The organism is Streptomyces sp. NPDC055287 (assembly GCF_053646035.1).
In genome coordinates, this window is sequence record NZ_JBSHNE010000001.1 from 568516 (window position 1) to 588721 (window position 20206).

Sequence of the window (20206 nt, forward strand, 5' to 3'; positions counted from 1 at the left end):
GCACAGAAAAATGACGACCCGTCAGAACTCTACGGAATCCGTACCCGCGTCACCGGTAGAGCGCGTCGACCTCCACCTTGTACGCCGCCTCGATCGCCTTGCGCTTCAGCTTGAGGGAGGGCGTCAGCAGCCCGTGCTCCTCGCTGAACTGGTGGGCCAGTATCCGGAACGTGCGGATCGACTCCGCCTGCGAGACCAGCGTGTTCGCGGCCACCACCGCACGCCGCACCTCCATCTCCAGATCCGGGTCCCGCACCAGGTCGGCCGAGCTCAGGGGCGGCTTGTCGCGCATCTGGAGCCAGTGGTCCACGGCCTCCTGGTCGAGCGTGATGAGCGCTGCGATGTACGGCCTGTCATTGCCGACGACGATGCACTGGGCCACCAGTGGATGCGACCGGATCCGCTCCTCGAGCCCCGTCGGCGACACGCTCTTGCCGCCCGACGTCACCAGGATCTCCTTCTTCCGTCCCGTGATCGTCAGATAGCCGTCCTCGTCCAGCGCGCCGATGTCGCCTGTGGCCAGCCAGCCGTCGTGCAGAACGGCGTCGGTGGACTTGGGGTTGTTCAGGTAACCCGAGAAGATCTGGCCGCCGTGCAGCCAGATCTCACCGTCGTCGGCGATGTGCACGGTGGTGCCCGGGAGCGGCAGCCCCACCGTGCCGAAGCGGGTGCGCTCGGGCGGATTGGCGGTCGCGGCCGCCGTCGACTCGGTCAGCCCGTACCCCTCGAAGATCGTCACGCCGGCGCCCGCGAAGAACAGGCCGAGCCGCCGCTCCATCGCCGAACCGCCGGACATCGCGTGCCGCACCCGCCCGCCCATGGCCTCGCGCACCTTCGCGTACACGGCCTTCTCGAAGAACTGGTGCTGGAGCCGCAGCGCGGCGGAAGGCCCGGGTCCGGTGCCGAACGCGCGGTGCTCCTGCGCCTCGGCGTACCGCACCGCCACCTCGACGGCCTTGTCGAAGGCTCCGGCCTTCCCGTCCGCCTCCGCCTTGCGCCGCGCCCCGCTGAAGACCTTCTCGAAGATGTACGGCACGGCCAGGATGAACGTCGGCCGAAACATCACCAGATCGGGCATCAGCGCATGCGCCGCCAGCACCGGCTGATGCCCCAGCTTGACCCCGCCGCGCACCGCCGCGACCTCGACCATCCGCCCGAAGACATGCGCGAGCGGCAGGAACAGCAGCGTGGCCGGCTCGTCGCCCGGCTTGGAGTGGAACACCGACTCCCAGCGGGCCAGCACGGTGTCGGTCTCGTACATGAAATTGGCGTGCGTGAGCACACAGCCCTTGGGCCGCCCCGTGGTCCCCGATGTGTAGATCACGGTCGCCACGGAATCCGGCGTGACCGCGCGCCGGTGGCGGTGCACGACGTCGTCGTCGATGTGCGTGCCCGCCTGCACGAGCTCGGCCTCCGCGCCCGCGTCGAGCTGCCACAGCCGCTTGAGCATCGGCAGCCGGTCGACGACCGAGCCGATGGTCATCGCGTGGTCCTCGTGCTCGACCACGCAGGCCGTGACCCCGGCGTCGTACAGGGTCCAGAAGACCTGGTCGGCGGAGGCGGTGGGATAGATCGGCACGGGCTGAGCCCCGACCGTCCACAACGCGAAGTCGAAGAGGGTCCACTCGTAGCGGGTACGGGACATGATCGCGACCCGGTCGCCGAACCGTACGCCGTGGGCCAGCAGCCCCTTGGCGACGGCCAGAACCTCGTCACGGAACCGGCCCGCCGACACGTGGTGCCAGAGCCCGTCCTGGCCCTTGCGCCCGAGTACGACGCGGTGCGGGTCCTGCTCGGCGTGATCGAAGACGACGTCCGCCAGCCCGCCGACCTGAGGCGCCGTCGCCATGGGTGGGACAGTGAACTCGCGCAATGACCTGCTCCTTGTGACGCTCCGCACAGCGCCGTGACGCTACCCCAAGGTTTCTGAACGCGGCAGGGGGTCGCGGAATCCGAATTACTGTGCATATGCACAGCTCAACAGGTGAAATGCGGTCACAGGGGGAAGGTGCGGGCGCACTCCTGACCGTGGAGTAAGTAAGGCGCGCGGGAATCTCCACGGAATCTGTACGTGTACTACGCATTATTCAGGCGGTCAGCTCCGAAGCGTCACCGTCGTCCGCCCGGCGGCCGGTGCAGCCGGTCGCCGCCCGCGAGGATCGCCGCGGCCAGCGCGTCCGCCGCGTCCTGGGCGGCGGCCCGCCGGCGGCCGTGCAGCAGCACGAAGTCCACCTCGCCGAGATCCGGCAGGCCCGCCTTCGCGGGTACGGGCGCCAGACCCGGCGGGATCAGGCCCCGGGTGTGAGGCATGACGCCCAGGCCCGCGCGGGCCGCCGCGATCAGTCCGCTGAGGCTGCCGCTCGTACAGGCGATGCGCCAGGGACGGCCGTCCTCCTCCAGGACATCGAGGGCGCGGGCCCGGGTGATGCCGGGCGGCGGAAAGACGATCAGTGGCACCGGGCGGCCGGGATCGAGACGCAGCGACGGCGCGCCGATCCACGTGAGCGTCGACTGCCACACCAGCTCGCCGTGGGTGTCGCCGGGCCGCCGCTTGGCCAGGACCAGGTCGAGCCGGCCGGCTTCCAGCTGGCGGTGCAGGGTGCCGGAGAGTTCGACGGTCAGCTCCAGATCGACCTCGGGATTCTCGCGGCGGAACGACTCCAGGATCTCGGGCAGCCGGGTCAGCACGAAGTCCTCGGAGGCGCCGAAGCGCAGCCGTCCCCGCAGCCGGGTCCCGGTGAAGAAGGCAGCGGCCCGCTCGTGGGCGCGCAGGATCGTACGGGCGAAACCGAGCATCGCCTCGCCGTCCTCGGTGAGCTCCACGCGGTGCGTGTCGCGGGTGAAGAGCCGACGCCCGGTCGCCTCCTCCAGCCGGCGCACGTGCTGGCTCACCGTGGACTGACGCACCCCGAGGCGGCGGGCGGCCTGCGTGAAGCTCAGCGTCTGGGCGACGGCGAGGAACGTACGGAGCTGGGCAGGGTCGTACATGCGGCGAGCGTAGCGCGCGGTCATCACGGATCGCGATGGCAGTGAGTTCGGCGTACGGGATTCCCGATCGCCGGTACCAGGTGGAACATGGGGAGGGCACGTACCGACCGAGAGCGAGCAAGTGGAGCAGATGAGCAGCCGCACGTCGCAGTTTCGGTTCCCGTCCTGGCTGCCGGTCGATCCGTACATCCTGCTGCTGATCGGGACGGTCGTCCTCGCGACGGTGCTTCCGGCGTCCGGCGCGGCCGCCGATGCTGTCGGCGGGGCCTCGGCCGGCGCCGTGGCGCTCCTCTTCTTCCTGTACGGCGCGCGGCTCTCCACCCGCGAGGCGCTCGACGGTCTGCGTCACTGGCGGCTGCACCTGACCGTCCTCCTCTGTACGTTCGCGCTCTTCCCGCTGCTCGGGCTCGCGGCGAGGGGACTGGTCCCGTACGTCCTCACACCCGAGCTGTACGCCGGCCTGCTGTTCCTCTGCCTCGTGCCCTCGACCATCCAGTCCTCGATCGCCTTCACTTCGCTCGCGCGCGGCAACGTCCCGGCGGCGATCTGCGCGGGCTCCTTCTCCAGCCTCATCGGCATCGTCCTCACCCCGCTGCTCGCCGCGCTGCTGATCGGCGGCGCGGGCGGCGTCTTCTCCGCGGACACGCTGCCGAGGATCGCTCTCCAGCTGCTGGTCCCGTTCCTGGCCGGCCAGTCGCTGCGCCGGTGGGTCGGCGGGTTTCTGGTGCGGCACAAGAAGGCGCTGGGTTATGCCGACCGCGGCTCGATCCTGCTCGTCGTCTACACGGCGTTCAGCCACGGGGTGACCGAGGGCATCTGGCACCAGGCCAGCCCCGGCCGGCTGGGGGCGCTGGTGGCGGTGGAGGCGGTGCTGCTCGCGGCAATGCTCACGGTGAGCTGGTACGGGGCGAAGCGGCTCGGCTTCGGCCGGGCGGACCGGGTCGCGATCCAGTTCGCCGGGTCGAAGAAGTCGCTGGCAGCGGGACTGCCCATGGCGAGCGTGCTGTTCGGGGCGGGGGCTGGGACGGCCGTACTGCCGCTGATGCTGTTCCACCAGATGCAGTTGATGGTGTGCGCGGTGATGCCGAAACGGCGCTCGCGTGAGGTCGCGGTGCCGGCGGAGAGGGAGGGCCCGCCGTCCGGGCCTCAGGTGACGGCAACGGTGACGGCGGCGGGATAGACCGAGCGTCCAACAAACCCCCTGTTCACCGCACCCGTACCCCCGCGCAACCGCACCCGCGACGTGACGAACCCCTCGCGCCCCGCGCTGCCGACCCACCGGCCCCGCCTGGCAAGATCGTCAAGTGACCTCCGCGATACGTCCCTTCGGGCCCCGCCCCTGCGCCCTCACCGTGTGCCGGGGCTGCTGCTGCGGCGACGCCCGCAAGAACCCCGGTACGGACCACGAAGGCCAGCTGCGCCGCCTGCGCGACGCGGCCGCCGCTTCCGACGGGCGGCTCCTCGTGCGGACCAGCGACTGCCTCGGCCCGTGCGGCCAGGCCAACGTCGTGGTCGTCCAGCCCTCCACCGAGGGCCGCCGCAGAGGCGGCCGCGCCGCCTGGGTCGGATGGGCGCTGGACGACGACTGTACGGACGACATCCTGGCCTGGGTCGAGGCCGGCGGGCCCGGCGTCGCGAAGCCCCCCGCCACCCTCGCGCTCCAGTTCATCCCGCCCCCGGCGGAGGCGAGGCAGCGGGCCCGGCGCGGGAAGCGGTGACGCGGAACCGGTGACCGTACATCCTGCGGACCGGGCCCTGCTCCGCCGCCGTCCCGCCGCTGCGACGCGCCGCCCCGGCGACGGATCTCAGGGCTGCGAGGACCGGAGCGAAGAGACTCGCGCCGGCCCGCGGAGAGGCCCGGCCGGCGCAGGGGGCGCTCCCCGCCGACCGGGCCCGTATCCCGTGTCGCGGGGCGCGTCAGACCCCGGAGTGCAGGGCGATGCGCTCGTCGCCCGCGTACACGTTCATGTTGGGTCCGCGCAGGAAACCGACCAGCGTCAGACCCGTCTCGGCCGCCAGGTCCACGGCCAGTGAAGAAGGCGCCGACACCGCCGCGAGAACCGGGATCCCGGCCATCACCGCCTTCTGCGCCAGCTCGAACGACGCCCGCCCCGAGACCAGCAGCACCGCGCGGGACAGCGGCAGCCGCCCGTCCGTCAGCGCCCGGCCCACGAGCTTGTCGACCGCGTTGTGCCGGCCCACGTCCTCCCGTACGTCGAGCAGCTCGCCCGTTTCCGAGAACAGCGCGGCCGCGTGCAGGCCCCCGGTCCTGTCGAACACCTGCTGCGCCGCCCGCAGCCGGTCGGGGAGGCCGGCGAGGAGCTCGGGCGTCAGCCGGACCGGGGGAGTGTCGGCGATCGGGAAGCGGGTGGCCGTCCGCACGGCGTCGAGACTCGCCTTGCCGCACAGGCCGCACGACGACGTCGTGTAGACGTTGCGTTCCAGGGAGATGTCGGGGACCGGGACGCCGGGGGCGAGTTTCACGTCCACCACGTTGTACGAGTTGACCCCGTCCGCCGTCGCCCCCGCGCAGTACACGATCGACTGCACGTCATCGGCGGCGGCCAGCACTCCCTCGCTCACCAGGAACCCGGCCGCCAGCGCGAAGTCGTCGCCCGGTGTCCGCATCGTGATGGCGAGCGGCTTGCCGTTCAGACGGATCTCCAGTGGCTCCTCGGCGACCAGCGTGTCCGGCCGGGAGGTCACCACCCCGTCCCTGACGCGGATGACGCGGCGGCGCTCGGTGACCCGTCCCATGGTGATCAGTCCCACTTCTTCGTGATCTTCATGATCAGCGCTGTTGTACGTGCTGGTAGCCGAACCGGCCCTTGATGCAGAGGTTGCCGTGGGTCACCGGGTTGTCGTGCGGCGAGGTGACCTTGACGATCTCATTGTCCTGCACGTGCAGGGTGACGTTGCAGCCGACGCCGCAGTACGCGCACACGGTCGTCGTCTCCGTCTGGGCCTCCTCGTCCCAGGTCCCGGCCGCACGCATGTCGAACTCCGACTTGAAACTGAGCGCGCCGGTCGGGCAGACCTCGATGCAGTTCCCGCAGTACACGCACGCCGAGTCCGTCAGCGGGGCGTCCTGCTCGACCGAGATGCGGGCGTCGAAGCCGCGGCCCGCGACGGCGATGGCGAAGGTGTTCTGCCACTGCTCGCCGCACGCGTCGACGCACTTGTAGCAGAGGATGCACTTGTCGTAGTCGCGGACGTACAGCTCGTTGTCGATCCTGGGCTGCTCGTTGAGGCGCGCCGCGACAGGGCCGAAGCGCTCCGGCTTCGCCTCGTACTCCTTGATCCACTCGGCGGCGCGCGGCGTCGTGGAGAGGTCGGTCGACGAGGCGAGCAGTTCCAGCACGATCTTCCGGCTGCGCCGGGCGCGCCCGGTGTCCGTACGTACGACCATCTCGGGCTCGGCCCGGCGCGAGCAGGCCGGTGCGAGCGTACGGGCCCCCTCGACCTCGACGACGCACACACGGCAGGCGTTCTTGGGGGTGAGCGTGTCGCCCTCGCACAGGGTCGGGATGTCCTTGCCGGCAGCCCGGCAGGCGTCGAGGATCGTCGCACCCTCCGGGACCCGGGTCTCGGTCCCGTCGAGCGTGAACTCGATCAGCCTGCGGGGCGGTTGCAGCGGGATGGCGGTCATTCGAAGGCTCCCAGACGGTCGATGGCGGACTCGACGGCGTTCCACGCGGTCTGTCCGAGACCGCAGATCGAGGCGTCCCGCATGGCCCCGCCGACCTCGCGGAGCAGCGCGATGTCACCGGCGGCGGCAGCGCCCGTACGGTCCTTGATCCGGTGCAGCGCCTCCTCCTGGCGTACGGTGCCGACGCGGCAGGGCACGCACTGCCCGCACGATTCGTCGCGGAAGAACTCGGCGATGCGCAGCAGGACGGCGGGCAGTTCCACGCTGTCGTCCAGGACTAGGACCACGCCGGAACCGAGGGTGGCACCGGCGGCGCGCGTGCCTTCGAAGGTGAGCGGGATGTCGAGCTCGTCCGGGCGTACGAAGCCGCCGGCCGCTCCGCCGAGAAGCACGGCGCGGAGACGGGGCGGCGGGCCGGCGAGTCCGAGCAGGTCGCGCAGGCGGGCGCCGAAGGGGAGTTCGTAGATCCCGGGCCGGTCGACCTGCCCGGAGACGCAGAAGAGCTTGGTCCCGGTGGACGATCCGGTGCCGGTACGGGCGTACGCCTCGGCCCCGTCGGTGAGGATCGGCAGGACGTTGACCAGCGTCTCGACGTTGTTGACGGCGGTCGGCTTTCCGAACAGGCCCTTCTCGACCGGGAAGGGCGGCTTGCTGCGGGGTTCGCCGCGCTGCCCCTCGATCGAGTTGAAGATCGCGGTCTCCTCGCCGCAGATGTACGCGCCCGCGCCCCGCCGGATCTCGATGTCGAAGGCGTATCCGTGGCCGAGCACGTCGGGGCCGAGGAGGCAACGGAGCCTGGCCTGAGTGAGGGCGTGTGTGAGGCGTTCGTAGGCGCGGGGGTATTCGCCGCGGAGGTAGAGGTAGCCCTGGTGGGCTCCGGTGGCGTACCCGGCGATGGTCATCGCCTCGACGAGGGCGTACGGATCGCCCTCCATCAGGACACGGTCCTTGAAGGTACCGGGCTCGCTCTCGTCGGCGTTGCACACGAGGTAATGGGGACGGTCGGGCTGACGGGCGGTCGCCTCCCACTTGCGGCCCGTCGGGAACGCGGCGCCGCCCCTTCCCACGAGACCGGCGTCGAGCACCTCCCGGATGACACGGGCGGGGCCGAGGGCGAAGGCGCGGCGCAGGGCGGAGTATCCGCCGGCGGCCCGGTAGTCGTCGAGGCTGTACGGGTCGACGACTCCGATCCGGCGCAGGAGGACGAGGCCCGGGTCGCCGGCCTGGGGTACGGCGGTGGTGGCCGGGGGCTCCTGGGCGGCGCGCTCCGGCGCGGCGACGGTCGCGAGCAGGCCGTCCACGGTGGCCGGCGCGACGACGGCGAAGGCCCGCCGCCGCTCCCCGGCCCCTGACGCTCCGGTGCCCGCAGGGGGCTCTTCCCCCACCCCGCCCCTTCCCGGAACCACGGGGCCGCGCCCCCTGGGCCCCCGGTCGTCGAGGGCCGGACTGGCTGGGCCGGTCGTCGGGTGCTCCGGGTCCTCGAGTGCCGGAGGCCTCGGGCGGGCAGGAGTGGTGGGCAGGTGCCCGTCACCTGTCGCCGCCACGGGCGGCGCCGCCGCTCCGCCCGCCGTCGGTGCCGCCCCCGCCTGCAACAGCAACGCCGCCGGGGCCCGTTCGCACAGGCCCAGGCATGGGCTCGGCTGCCACACCGCACCCCCCGGTCCGGCCGTGCCCGGTGCGGCCAGTCGTTCCTCCAGGCCCGCGCACACGGCCGCCGACCCCCGCGCCGCACACGCCAGATCCGTGCAGACGTACAGCACCTTCGCCGGGCGGGGCTTCACGGAGAACATCGCGTAGAACGTCGCCACCCCGTACGCCTCGGCCGGCGGCACCGTCAGCCGGCGGCAGATGTAGTCCAGCGCGCCCTCGCTCAGCCACCCCACCCGGTCGTTGACCGCGTGCAGCGCCGGGAGGAGAAGGTCACGGCGGTCGCGTGCCGCCGCACCGCCCCGCGCCCACCGCAGATCGGTTTCCGACCGGTCGGCGCCCTCCCAGCCCGATTCCGGGGGGCCCAGGAGCTCGTCCACCGCCGCCCGCTCGTCGTCCGACGGCTTCGCGTCCGTGTACCTCAGGTCCATGCCGGCACCAGCTTCTCGATCCGTATCGCCGAGGCCTTGAACTCCGCCGTCCCCGCGATCGGGCAGTTCGCCTCGATCGTGAGCTGGTTCGTGTCGACCTCGTCGGGGAAGTGCATCGTCATGAAGGCCAGTCCCGGCCGCAGTCCCGGATCCACCCACACCGGGGCGGTCACCGCGCCCCGCCGTGACGAGACCCGGACCTCCTCCCCCACCTCGACGCCGTACGCCGCCGCGTCCTCCGGACACAGCTCGATGTACTCGCCGCGCCGCAGCGGGGAGGCGAAACTTCCGCTCTGAACGCCGGTGTTGTACGAGTCGAGCCGTCGGCCCGTCGTCAGCCGCAGCGGATAGTTCTCGTCCGTCAGGTCGACCGGCGGATCGTGCGCCACCAGGCCGAACGGCGCCGCCGGGCCCCGCCGCTCCGGGGCCGTCTCCCACAGCCGCGCGTGCAGGTAACCGGACGGGAGGTGGTCCGTGTCGGGGCACGGCCACTGCAGGCCCTGGTGTTCCTCCAGACGGTCGTACGTCATGCCGTAGTGGTCGGGCGACAGCGCCCGCAGCTCGTTCCAGACCGCTTCCGAGTCTGCGAACTTCCATTCGTGGCCCAGCCGTCCGGCCAGTGCGCAGATGATGTCGATGTCCTCGCGCGCCTCGCCCGGTGGCTTCACCGCGGCCCGCACCCGCTGCACGCGCCGCTCACTGTTCGTCGTCGTGCCGTCCGTCTCCGCCCACGCGGCCGTGGCCGGCAGCACCACGTCCGCCATCTGCGCGGTCTTCGTCAGGAAGATGTCCTGCACCACCAGGTGGTCGAGCGCCGCCAGCCGCCGCATCGCCTGTTCGCTGTCGGCCTCCGACTGGGCCGGGTTCTCGCCGATGCAGTAGACCGCCCGCAGTTCGCCGCTCTCCATCGCCTCGAACATCTCCGTGAGCGTCATGCCGTACCGAGGCTGGACGACCGTCTCCCAGGTACGTTCGAACTTGCCCCGCGCCACCGGGTCGAGGATGTCCTGGAAGCCGGGCAGCCGGTTCGGGATCGCGCCCATGTCGCCACCGCCCTGCACGTTGTTCTGGCCGCGCAGTGGCTGGACGCCCGCGCCGTACCGGCCGACATGGCCGGTCAGCAGGGACAGGTTGATGAGGGCGCGCACGTTGTCGGTGCCGTTGTGGTGTTCGGTGATGCCCAGCGTCCAGCAGAGCTGGGCCCGTTCGGCCGTCGCGTACGCGCGCGCCAGCTCCCGGATCGCGGCCGCCGGAACGCCCGTCACCTTCTCCGCCGCCGACAGGGTCCACGGTTCGACCAGTGCGGCGTACTGAGCGAATCCGCTCGTCGCACGGTCCACAAACGCCCGGTTCACCAGCCCCGCGTGGATGATCTCCCGGCCGATCGCGTGGGCCAGCGGGATGTCCGTCCCGACGTTCAGGCCCAGCCAGCCCTCGGCCCATTCGGCGGTCGAGGTGCGGCGCGGGTCGACGGCGTACATGCGCGCGCCGTTCCTGATGCCCTTCAGGACGTGGTGGAAGAAGATCGGGTGCGCGAAGCGCGCGTTGGAGCCCCACATCAGGATCAGGTCGGTGTGTTCGACCTCCTCGTACGACGAGGTGCCGCCGCCCGAGCCGAATGCCGCCGAGAGACCGGCCACGCTCGGCGCGTGGCACGTCCGGTTGCACGAGTCGACGTTGTTGGTGCCCATGACGACCCGGGTGAACTTCTGGGCGACGTAGTTCATCTCGTTGGTCGCGCGGGCGCACGACAGCATGGCGAAGGCGTCCGGGCCGTACGTGTCCGTTGCCCGCCGGAAGCCGGCCGCGGCCCGCTCCAGCGCTTCGTCCCAGGTCGCCCGCCGCAGCGTGCCGGCCGCGTCGCGTACGAGCGGGTGGGTCAGCCGCGGGTACTGCTTCGGCTGCCTGTCCTTCTTCTTCACTGTGCGCTCCCAGCTGAGGAGGAGTGGGTGGCCAGCAGGTCCGCCAGCGCGTGCACCGCGCGCAGCGTCGGTACGGAGGTGTCCGTCAGACGCGCCAGTTCGACGACGGCGGCGAGCAGTACGTCGAGTTCCAGCGGCTTGCCCTTCTCCAGGTCCTGGAGGGTGGACGTCTTGTGGTCGCCGACGCGCTCGGCGCCCGCGATGCGCCGCGCCACGGAGATCTCGGGGTGGCAGCCGACAGCGGCGGCGACCGCGAGCGTCTCGCGCATCATCGACTCGACGAGCGCGCGGGTGTCCGGATGGCGGCAGATCTGGCCCATGGTCGCCCTGGCCAGCGCGCTGATCGGGTTGAAGGAGATATTGCCGAGCAGCTTGATCCAGATGTCGTTGCGGAGATCGGGCTCGACGGGGCACTTCAGGCCGCCCGCCCGCATGGCCTCGCTGAAGTCCAGGCAGCGGCGCGACACCTCACGCCCCGGCTCGCCGATGGAGAAGCGGGTGCCTTCGAGGTGGCGTACGACGCCGGGTGCCTCCAGCTCGGTCGCGGCGTACACGACGCACCCTATGGCGCGCGCCGGCGGCAGTGTCGCGCTGACCGCGCCCGCCGGGTCGACGCTCTCGATGCGGCGGCCCGCGTACGGTCCCGGCAGGCCGTGGAAGTACCACCAGGGGATGCCGTTCTGGGCGGCGATCACCGCCGTACGGTCGTGCAGGAGTGGGTGCACCAGGGGGCCGGAGGCCGCGTACGAGTTGGCCTTGAGGCCCAGGAAGACGTAGTCGACGGGCCCGACCTCGGCCGGGTCGTCGGTCGCGGCGGGCCGCGCGGTGAAGTCGCCGCGCGGGCTGAGCACCCGTACGCCGCCCCGGCGCATGGCCGTGAGGTGCGGGCCGCGGGCGATCAGGTGGACCTCGGCGCCCGCGCGGTGGAGCGCGGCCCCGACATACGCGCCGATGGCTCCGGCGCCGACAACTGCGACTTTCACGGGGCTCTCCGATCGGTGAGGGACCGAGCAAGGGGGAGCAGGAGGGGTCGACAGAATATTGTCTACAGTATGCCTTTGGGCGGGTCAAGGGTCGCCGTCAGCAGGAAGCTCCAAAGAGTCGGGAGCGAATCCTGTCGGTTCACCTGCCCTCGTACCGGTGAGTCACAAAGAAGACTGGACCGTTCCGACTGTCCGCAAAGAGGGGTGGAACCGCCAATGACCGGCTCACGAGTCGTCGCGCTCGGGCACTATCAGCCTGCCAAGGTGCTCACGAACGACGATCTGGCGGCCATCGTCGACACCAGCGACGAGTGGATCACCAGCCGGGTCGGCATCAGGACCCGCCACGTCGCGGGCCCCGACGAGCCCGTGGACGAGCTGGCCGCGCACGCCGGGGCCAAGGCCCTCGCCGCCGCGGGCCTCACCCCCGCGGACGTCGATCTCGTCCTGGTCGCCACGTCCACGGCGATCAACCGCTCCCCGAACATGGCGGCGCGCGTCGCCGCCCGCCTCGGCATGGTCTCGCCGGCCGTGATGGACCTCAACGTCGTCTGCTCGGGCTTCACACACGCCCTGGCGACGGCCGACCACGCCGTACGGGCCGGTTCCGCCACCCGGGCCCTGGTCATCGGCGCCGACAAGATGGCCGAGATCGCCGACTGGACCGACCGCACCACCTGCGTGCTCGTCGGCGACGGCGCGGGCGCCGCGGTCGTCGAGGCCTGCGCGGACGACGAGGAGCCGGGCATCGGGCCGGTGCTGTGGGGGTCGGTGCCGGAGATGGGTCACGCCGTACGCATCGAAGGGACGCCCCCGCTCTTCGCCCAGGAGGGCCAGTCCGTCTACCGCTGGGCCACCACCCAGCTGCCGCCCATCGCGCGCAAGGTGTGCGAGCGGGCCGGCGTGACACCCGAGGAGCTGGCGGCGGTCGTCCTGCACCAGGCGAACCTGCGGATCATCGAGCCCGTCGCGCAGAAGATCGGCGCGGTGAACGCGGTGATCGCCCGCGACGTGGTCGAGTCCGGCAACACCTCGGCGGCCAGCATTCCCATGGCACTGTCCAAGCTCATCGAGCGAGGCGAGATCGAGTCCGGCGCGCCCGTGCTGCTCTTCGGTTTCGGCGGGAACCTCTCGTACGCCGGCCAGGTCATCCGCTGCCCCTGACGGCCCCCGTACGGTGATTCCCGGGCCTCGGCGCTGTCGCGCCGGGGCCCGCGCCTGTGTCCGCAGGGCCGTACCCGCGCCGGGGGTGACGAGGATCTCGGCATGGGCAGGACGGCGGTCGGTAGACTGTAGACGATAACCAATCACCGTCAGCGCTCGTCGATGTTGGCCCGAAGGGGGACACCGCGATGTTGTCCGCAGGACTGCCGCAAGGGACCGTGCCCAAGCTGGAGAGGCCGGGACCGCTCCGTGAGCGCGTGTACGAGGCGCTGCTCGAGCTCATCACGACCCGGGCCCTGCGCCCCGGCCAGCACCTGATCGAGAGCGAGCTCGCCGGGCACCTCGGCGTGTCGCGGCAGCCGGTGCGCGAGGCGTTGCAGCGGCTCAACACCGAGGGGTGGGTCGATCTGCGGCCCGCGCAGGGCGCGTTCGTGCACGAGCCCACGGAGGAGGAGGCCGACCAGCTGCTCTCCGTGCGCACCCTTCTCGAGGCGGAGGCGGCCCGACTCGCCGCCGCCAACGCAGGGTCGGCCGGCATCGCCGCGCTCGAAGAGGTGTGCGCGAAGGGCGAGCAGGCCGTCGCGGACGACGACGTCGACCTCGCCGTGTCGCTCAACGCCCAGTTCCACGCCAAGGTCATGGAACTGGCGGGCAACGTCGTCCTCACCGAACTGGCCGCGCAGGTCGGCCGGCGGGTCCGTTGGTACTACACCCCGGTCGCCCGGCAGCGCGGGAAGCAGTCCTGGATCGAGCACCGCGCGCTGATCGCCGCGATCTCGGACCGTGACGAGCGGCGCGCCACCGAGATCATGCGGGCCCATACGGAACACACCCGCACGACCTACCACGAGCGCGTGGCCTAGCGGAAGGCGTCGGCCAACTCGCCGCACCGTGCGGTCATTTCGCCGAGGAACCAGCTTTGTCCTCGGTGTGGAGAAAGTTGTAGTGGATTCCTGCGCAACTTCTTCCCACTCCCGGCAGCCGCTGCTACGTTCCCCTCCAAAGCCCGACGGAGAACGGCCGATGAGGCAGGGAGGGGCACGTGAGACGGATGACGGCTCGACCCGCGAACGCGCATCAGGCGCGACTGCTCCGGCTGCTGCGTGACGGCGGACCCAACTCCCGGGCCCAGCTCGGTGACCAGATCGATCTCTCCCGTTCCAAACTCGCCGTCGAGGTCGACCGGCTCCTCGACACCGGACTGGTCGTCGCCGACGGTCTCGCCGCCTCGCGCGGCGGCCGCCGTTCGCACAACATCCGGCTCGCGCCCGCCCTGCGCTTCCTGGGCATCGACATCGGCGCCACCTCGATCGACGTGGCCGTCACCAACGCGGAGCTGGAGGTACTCGGCCACCTCAACCACCCCATGGACGTACGGGAGGGGCCGGTCGCGGTCTTCGAGCAGGCCCTCGCCCTGGCGGCCAAGCTCAGGGCGTCCGGCCTCGCCGAGGGCTTCGACGGGGCGGGCATAGGTGTGCCGGGCCCGGTCCGCTTCCCGGAGGGTGTGCCGGTCGCGCCCCCGATCATGCCGGGCTGGGACGGGTTTCCCGTACGCGAGGCACTCAGCCAGGAGCTGGGCTGTCCCGTCATGGTCGACAACGACGTGAACCTGATGGCGATGGGGGAGCAGCACGCGGGCGTGGCACGCTCGGTGGGCGACTTCCTCTGCGTCAAGATCGGCACCGGCATCGGCTGCGGCATCGTGGTCGGCGGCGAGGTCTACCGGGGCACGACCGGCAGCGCCGGCGACATCGGCCACATCCAGGTCGAACCGGAGGGCCGCGCCTGCGCCTGCGGCAACAAGGGCTGCCTGGAAGCCCACTTCAGCGGCGCCGCGCTCGCCCGCGACGCCGAGGACGCGGCCCGCTCCGGCCGCTCACCCGAACTTGCCGCACGGCTCGAAGCGGCGGGGCGGCTCACGGCCGTCGACGTCGCCGCGGCCGCGGCCGCGGGCGACGCCACCTCGCTCGACCTCATCCGCGAGGGCGGCAACCGCGTCGGCCAGGTCATCGCCGGACTCGTCAGCTTCTTCAACCCCGGGCTCGTGGTGATCGGCGGCGGGGTGACCGGCCTCGGCCACACCCTGCTCGCCAGCGTCCGCACCCAGGTCTACCGCCAGTCGCTGCCCCTCGCGACCGGGAATCTGCCCATCGTCCTGGGCGAGCTGGGGCCCGCCGCCGGCGTGATCGGCGCGGCCAGGCTCATCAGCGACCACCTGTTCTCGCCTGCCTGATCCCCGGCCGGCGCCCGTACGACCCCGTACGACCCGCAACAGCACCACCGCACAGGGCCGGCTTCGCCGTGCCCGGATTCGTCCTGCTCCGCTCCCGCCCTGCTCGCTCACCGGCCGCCGCACCAGCCGAGGGGAACCGTCATGGCACCACCACCGCCAGCAGCCTCAGCAGCCCCACCCCTTCTTCTCACCATGTCCGGCATCACCAAGTCCTTCCCCGGCGTCCGCGCCCTCGACGGCGTGGACCTGGAGGTCCAGGCGGGCGAGGTCCACTGCCTGCTCGGCCAGAACGGCGCCGGCAAGTCCACCCTCATCAAGGTGCTCGCCGGCGCGCACCAGCCCGACGACGGTGAGATCACCTGGCAGGGGGCCACGGTCACCCTCAAATCACCCATCGCCGCCATGCGCCTCGGCATCGCCACCATCTACCAGGAACTCGACCTGGTGGAAGGACTGTCGGTCGCCGAGAACGTCTTCCTCGGCCACGAGCCCACCACCGCCGGCTTCGTCATCCGCGGCAGGGAGGCCCGCGCGTCGGCGACCGCCCTGCTCAAGCGCCTCGGGCACCCCGAGATCGACTCCGGCAGCCTCGTCGGCTCGCTCTCTGCCGCCCAGCAGCAGATCGTCTCGATGGCCCGGGCTCTCTCCCACGACGTACGCCTCATCGTGATGGACGAGCCGTCCGCCGCCCTCGACCCCGACGAGGTCGACAACCTCTTCCGGATCGTCGCCGGACTGACCGCGGACGGCGTCGCCGTCGTCTACATCTCGCACCGGCTCGAAGAGATCCGGCGCATCGGCGACCGCGTGACCGTACTCAAGGACGGACGCGCGGTCGCGGTCGGACTGCCCGCCAAGAGCACCCCGACGCGCGAGGTCGTCGCGCTGATGACCGGCCGCGACGTCGAGTACGTCTTCCCCCGGCGGCGCGCGGACGGCGCTCCGGACGCCGCCGGCCCGGTCCTGCGGGTCGAAGGACTCGCCAGGAACGGGGAGTTCGCGGCGCTCGACCTCGACCTCCGCCCCGGCGAGATCGTCGGTCTGGCGGGGCTCGTCGGATCCGGGCGCTCCGAGGTCCTGGAGACGATCTACGGGGCGCGCAAACCCACTGCCGGGCGCGTACTGGTCGACGGGCGCCCGCTGCGCCCCGGCAGCGTCCGCGCCGCCGTTCGCGCCGGCATCGGGCTCGCCCCCGAAGAGCGCAAGGCCCAGGGCCTGCTGATGCTCGAATCCGTCACCCGCAACGTGTCCGTGTCCACCCTGTCCCGCTTCTCGCGCGGCGGCTGGCTCGACCGTACGGCCGAACGCGACGCGGCCCGGGCCGCCACCCGCGAACTGTCCGTGCGACCCGACAACCCCGACGCCCGCATCCGCACCCTCTCCGGCGGAAACCAGCAAAAGGCCGTACTCGCCCGCTGGCTGCTGCGCGGCTGCCGCGTTCTGCTGCTCGACGAGCCGACGCGCGGCGTGGACGTCGGGGCGCGCGCGGAGCTGTACGCCGTGATCCGCAGGCTGGCCGACGAAGGCCTCGCCGTACTTCTCGTATCCAGCGAGGTCCCCGAAGTCCTGGGCCTCGCCGACCGGGTGCTGGTGCTCAGGGAGGGGCGCGTCGTCCACACGGCGCCCGCCCGGGAGCTGGACGAGCACCGCGTACTCGACCTCGTGATGGAAGGGAGCCCGACGCCATGACGCAGCCTGTCTCACCGGCGCAGCGGCATCAGCAGGACGGACCGGTCGTCACCACCGCCAAGACGCCTACCCGGCAGTCGGCTTGGCGCAGGCTCGGGCTGCGCCTGGACGTACGCAACCTGTCGCTGCTCGGCGTACTCGCCGTCCTCGTCGCGGTCGGCGGCTTCACCAAGCCCGAACAGTTCCTGGACAGCAGCAACCTCCAGCTCGTCCTCACCCAGGCGTCCGTCATCGGCGTCGTCACCGTCGGCATGACCTTCGTCATCACCAGCGGCGGCATCGACCTCTCGGTGGGCGCGATCGTGGCGCTCGCCTCGGTGTGGGCGACGACGCTCGCGACCCAGGAGTACGGCTTCGCGGGCATCCTCTTCACGGCCGTGGTCGTCGGCCTCGCCTGCGGTCTCGTCAACGGGCTGCTCATCGCGTACGGCGGGATGGTGCCGTTCATCGCGACCCTCGCCATGCTGGCGTCGGCCCGCGGCCTCGCCCTCCAGATAACCGACGGCAAGACCCAGATCGTCACCGTCGAGTCCGTGCTCGACCTCGGCATCCCGGACTCGTACGTCCTCGGCATACCGCCCCTCGTCCTGGTCTTCGCGGTCGTCACCGTCGTCGGCTGGCTGCTGCTCAACCGCACCACCTTCGGGCGGCGCACGGTGGCGGTCGGCGGCAACGCGGAGGCGGCCAGGCTCGCCGGCATCGACGTACGGCGCCAGCGCCTCTACCTCTACCTGCTGTCCGGACTGTGCTGCGGAATCGCCGCCTTCCTCCTCATCATTCTGTCCGGCTCGGGACAGAACACCAATGGGAATCTGTACGAGCTCGACGCCATCGCGGCGGCGATCATCGGCGGGACGCTGCTCAGCGGCGGCCGGGGCACCATCGTCGGTTCCGTACTCGGAGTCCTGGTCTTCACCACGATCACCAACATCTTCGCGCTCAACAACCTGCAGAGCGACGTACAGCAGATCGCCAAGGGCGCGATCATCGTCGCCGCCGTACTGGTCCAGCGCCGCACCGCGCGCGACGGCGAGGCCTGACCTCGCACCGCCTTCCTCCCACCTCCCCGCCACTTCTCTCCCACCTGTCCGCAAGCCCCGACCTGAAGGGTTGGAAACCGTCATGCCAGAAACCAGTCGCAGAGGACTGCTCTTCGGCACCGCGGCCGTGTCCGCGGGCGCCCTGCTCACCGCCTGCACCAGCAACGAGCCCAAGAAGAAGGAACCGGCCGCCGACAACGAGCCGGCCGCCCCCGACGACAAGCCTGGCAAGAAGGTCACCATCGGCTTCGCGGGGCCGCAGGCCGACCACGGCTGGCTCAACGCCATCAACGAGAACGCCAAGTCGCGGGCCGGGAAGTACTCCGAGGTGACCCTGGAGATCACCGAGGGGTCGAACGACACCGCGGCGCAGATCGGCCAGGTCCAGACGCTGATCAACAAGAAGGTCGACGTCCTGGTGATCCTGCCGGCCGACGGCAAGGCGCTCACCCAGGTCGGCCTCCAGGCGATGAAGGCGGGCATCCCCGTCATCAACCTGGACCGGATCTTCGCCTCGCCGCAGGCCTACCGCTGCTGGATCGGCGGCGACAACTACGGCATGGGCCTCAACGCCGGCAACTACATCGGCGAGCAGCTCAAGGACAAGAAGAACGCCAAGGTGGTGGAGCTCGCCGGGCTCGACAACCTGGAGTTGACCAAGCAGCGCAGCCAGGGCTTCGCGGACGCCCTCAAGAACTACCCCAACATCAAGCGCGTCGCCCGCCAGGCGGCCGACTTCACGGTCGAGTCCGGACAGGCCAAGATGGCACAGCTGCTCCAGGCGCAGAAGCAGTTCGACGCCCTGTGGAACCACGACGACGACCAGGGCGTGGGCGCCCTGCGCGCCATCCAGCAGGCCGGGCGTGACGACTTCCTGATGGTCGGCGGAGCCGGCGCCAAGGCCGCGATGGACGCCATCAAGGCCGACAACAGCGTGCTCAAGGCCACCGTCCTCTACCCCCCGACCATGGCCGCCTCCGCCATCGACCTGGCGCGCGCGCTCGGGCAGGGCAAGGGCGTCGGAGGCATGGCCGAGCTGGAGATCCCGGCCTCGATCACCCTCTACTCGGCCGTCGTCACCAAGGACAACGTCGACGAATACCTGCCGACGGGCTTCAGCTGACCGGGCCGCCCGCCCGCCCCCACCGTGCGAGTGACGTGTTCGACGAGGAGGAATCCGTATGGCCCGCAGGGAAGAGTCGCAGACGGAGACAGGCGCCGGGACAGGAGCGCCGGCCGGTGTGTTGCCGCCGACGCTGGGTGTCGGCATGGTCGGGTACGCGTTCATGGGAGCCGCCCACTCGCAGGGCTGGCGCACCGCGGGCCGCGTCTTCGACCTGCCCGCGCGGCCGGTCCTCGCGGCCGTCTGCGGACGTGACGCGGCGGCCGTGCGGGCCGCGGCGGACAAGCACGGGTGGGCGGCGGCGGAGACCGACTGGCGGGACCTCGTCGCCCGCGACGACGTGCAGATCGTCGACATCTGCACGCCGGGGGACAGCCACGCGGAGATAGCGATCGCCGCGCTCGAAGCGGGCAAGCACGTGCTGTGCGAGAAACCGCTGGCCAACTCGGTCGCCGAGGCGGAGGCCATGACCGCCGCCGCCGAGCGCGCCCGCGGGCGGGGCCAGGTGGCGATGGTCGGCTTCAACTACCGCCGGGTGCCCGCCATGACGTACGCCCGGCGGCTGATCGGGGAGGGGAGGCTCGGGGCGCTCAGGCACGTACGCGTCACCTATCTGCAGGACTGGCTCGTGGACCCGGAGTTCCCGCTGACGTGGCGGCTCCAGCGGGAGTACGCCGGCTCCGGCGCGCTCGGCGACCTGGGCGCGCACGTCGTGGACCTCGCGCAGTACCTGACGGGGGAGCAGGTAGTGGGCGTTTCGGCGATGACGGAGACGTTCGTACGGTCGAGGCCGTTGCCGGCGGGTGCGTCGGCGGGGCTTTCGGGGGCCGGGGGAGGGGGCGCCGGCCGTGGCGCGGTGACCGTCGACGACGCGGCACTGTTCACCGGGCGGTTCGCCTCGGGGGCGCTGGCCTCCTTCGAGGCGACCCGCGTGGCGGCGGGCCGCAAGAACGCGCTCAGCGTCGAACTCAACGGGGAGCGCGGCTCGCTGGCCTTCGACCTGGAGCGTCTGAACGAACTGTCCTTCCACGACCACACCGAGCCCGCCGTCTCCTCCGGCTTCCGGCGGATCCTGGTGACCGAGCCACAGCATCCGTACCTGGAGGCGTGGTGGCCGCCGGGCCACGCCCTGGGGTACGAGCACACCTTCGTGCACCAGGCACGCGACCTGGTCCACGCCATCGCCACCGGCGCGGACCCGGAGCCGTCGTTCGCGGACGGGCTGCAGGTGCAGCGGGTGCTGGCCGCGGTGGAGGAGAGTGCCGAGAAGAACGCGGTCTACACGCCCGTACTGCCCGCATCCCCCGTACTCCCCGTACTTCCGTAGGAGGGCCGTC

At 71.4% G+C, this 20206-nt stretch carries 16 protein-coding genes; 9 read left to right on the forward strand and 7 right to left on the reverse strand.

Annotated features, from left to right (window positions below; translation table 11 throughout):
* Positions 1-49: 49 nt before the first annotated feature.
* Both ACWIHY_RS02520 and ACWIHY_RS02525 read right to left on the reverse strand, forming a co-directional pair.
* Positions 50-1849 carry an AMP-dependent synthetase/ligase gene (locus tag ACWIHY_RS02520; RefSeq protein WP_454373692.1) on the reverse strand — a complete coding sequence of 600 codons (1800 nt, stop codon included), beginning with the start codon at positions 1847-1849 and terminating at the stop codon, positions 50-52.
* 260 nt (positions 1850-2109) lie between these two features.
* The gene (locus tag ACWIHY_RS02525) at positions 2110-2988 is read right to left on the reverse strand and encodes a LysR substrate-binding domain-containing protein (protein WP_454373693.1); all 879 of its coding nucleotides are present in this window, start codon (positions 2986-2988) and stop codon (positions 2110-2112) included.
* A gap of 130 nt (positions 2989-3118) precedes the next feature.
* Between ACWIHY_RS02525 and ACWIHY_RS02530 the strand changes: the two genes are divergently transcribed.
* Positions 3119-4168, forward strand: coding sequence for a bile acid:sodium symporter family protein (locus ACWIHY_RS02530; protein WP_454373694.1), 1050 nt, complete (start codon positions 3119-3121; stop codon positions 4166-4168).
* 124 nt (positions 4169-4292) lie between these two features.
* Complete coding sequence (locus tag ACWIHY_RS02535; RefSeq protein ID WP_454373695.1) at positions 4293-4706, forward strand: (2Fe-2S) ferredoxin domain-containing protein; 414 nt, start codon at positions 4293-4295, stop codon at positions 4704-4706.
* Between the two features lie 199 nt (positions 4707-4905).
* Here ACWIHY_RS02535 and fdhD read toward each other — a convergent pair whose 3' ends face one another.
* The 5 genes from fdhD to ACWIHY_RS02560 are packed head-to-tail and all read right to left on the reverse strand — an operon-like array spanning position 4906 to position 11674.
* Positions 4906-5745, reverse strand: a complete 840-nt coding sequence (gene fdhD / locus ACWIHY_RS02540) for a formate dehydrogenase accessory sulfurtransferase FdhD (RefSeq protein ID WP_454373869.1) — start codon at positions 5743-5745, stop codon at positions 4906-4908.
* Positions 5746-5779: 34 nt separating this feature from the next.
* Complete coding sequence (locus ACWIHY_RS02545; RefSeq protein ID WP_454373696.1) at positions 5780-6637, reverse strand: 2Fe-2S iron-sulfur cluster-binding protein; 858 nt, start codon at positions 6635-6637, stop codon at positions 5780-5782.
* A complete protein-coding gene (locus ACWIHY_RS02550; protein ID WP_454373697.1) occupies positions 6634-8715 on the reverse strand; it encodes an NAD(P)H-dependent oxidoreductase subunit E in 2082 nt (693 codons plus the stop codon). The genes ACWIHY_RS02545 and ACWIHY_RS02550 overlap by 4 nt, the downstream gene beginning before the upstream one ends.
* On the reverse strand, positions 8706-10637 hold the full coding sequence (locus ACWIHY_RS02555; RefSeq protein WP_454373698.1) for a molybdopterin oxidoreductase family protein: 1932 nt from the start codon (positions 10635-10637) through the stop codon (positions 8706-8708). The genes ACWIHY_RS02550 and ACWIHY_RS02555 overlap by 10 nt, the downstream gene beginning before the upstream one ends.
* Positions 10634-11674 carry a 2-dehydropantoate 2-reductase gene (locus tag ACWIHY_RS02560; protein WP_454373870.1) on the reverse strand — a complete coding sequence of 347 codons (1041 nt, stop codon included), beginning with the start codon at positions 11672-11674 and terminating at the stop codon, positions 10634-10636. The genes ACWIHY_RS02555 and ACWIHY_RS02560 overlap by 4 nt, the downstream gene beginning before the upstream one ends.
* 162 nt (positions 11675-11836) lie before the next feature.
* Here ACWIHY_RS02560 and ACWIHY_RS02565 point away from each other — a divergent pair, with 162 nt between their 5' ends.
* From ACWIHY_RS02565 to ACWIHY_RS02595, 7 genes are all read left to right on the forward strand, one after another.
* Entirely contained in the window at positions 11837-12784 is a 948-nt protein-coding gene (locus ACWIHY_RS02565) for a beta-ketoacyl-ACP synthase III (protein ID WP_454373699.1), read from the forward strand.
* A gap of 188 nt (positions 12785-12972) precedes the next feature.
* Entirely contained in the window at positions 12973-13647 is a 675-nt protein-coding gene (locus ACWIHY_RS02570) for a GntR family transcriptional regulator (protein ID WP_454373700.1), read from the forward strand.
* A 188-nt stretch (positions 13648-13835) separates the two neighbouring features.
* Entirely contained in the window at positions 13836-15017 is a 1182-nt protein-coding gene (locus ACWIHY_RS02575) for an ROK family protein (protein WP_454373871.1), read from the forward strand.
* 141 nt (positions 15018-15158) lie between these two features.
* Entirely contained in the window at positions 15159-16706 is a 1548-nt protein-coding gene (locus ACWIHY_RS02580) for a sugar ABC transporter ATP-binding protein (RefSeq protein ID WP_454373701.1), read from the forward strand.
* Positions 16703-17746, forward strand: coding sequence for an ABC transporter permease (locus tag ACWIHY_RS02585; RefSeq protein WP_454373702.1), 1044 nt, complete (start codon positions 16703-16705; stop codon positions 17744-17746). The genes ACWIHY_RS02580 and ACWIHY_RS02585 overlap by 4 nt, the downstream gene beginning before the upstream one ends.
* Before the next feature lie 82 nt (positions 17747-17828).
* Positions 17829-18869 (forward strand): substrate-binding domain-containing protein, encoded by a 1041-nt coding sequence (locus ACWIHY_RS02590; protein WP_454373703.1) that lies wholly within the window; start codon positions 17829-17831, stop codon positions 18867-18869.
* Between the two features lie 58 nt (positions 18870-18927).
* Positions 18928-20196: a Gfo/Idh/MocA family protein gene (locus ACWIHY_RS02595; protein WP_454373704.1), complete on the forward strand. Its 1269-nt coding sequence runs from the start codon at positions 18928-18930 to the stop codon at positions 20194-20196.
* Positions 20197-20206: the final 10 nt, after the last annotated feature.